The following is a 378-nucleotide window of genomic DNA, read 5'->3' as shown; positions in this document are numbered from 1 at the left end:
TACCGATATTTCGATATAAAATACTTTAGAATATAGATCGAAATATATCGACAAACACATAGATATTTATCGATTATATGTTCACCTAAAATTAAAATATAAGAGTTATTTCAAAGCAATACAATCATCATTGTTATGAATCGATTCCTACAAAATGTTGTCTCCTGCCGTTATTTTACTGCACTATTATTTAGTTCTTTAATATAGTCAGATGGTGTCATTTGAGTCCTGTCTTTAAATGCTTTAATGAACGTTGTAGGACTTTTATATCCAAACTCTTCAGATATAGTTTGAATAGTATACTTACGAAGTGTTTGATTTTCCTGCAATTCTTTTAGCAAGTAATTTATCCTAAGATCATTTACATATTCGGAAAAA

The 378-nt window shown here is 27.8% G+C and carries 1 protein-coding gene; it reads right to left on the bottom strand.

The features are described from left to right. Positions 1-170: 170 nt before the first annotated feature. Positions 171-378, bottom strand: a 208-nt coding sequence (locus SB725_RS30280) for a helix-turn-helix domain-containing protein (protein ID WP_410923037.1), incomplete at its 5' end; no start/stop codon positions are given.

This window comes from Pseudomonas sp. SIMBA_041, assembly GCF_046535095.1.
In the GTDB taxonomy this organism is placed as follows: domain Bacteria; phylum Pseudomonadota; class Gammaproteobacteria; order Pseudomonadales; family Pseudomonadaceae; genus Aquipseudomonas; species Aquipseudomonas mucoides.
Note: the sequence above shows the minus strand (reverse complement) of the source record. Positions and strands in the feature narration are given on the sequence as shown.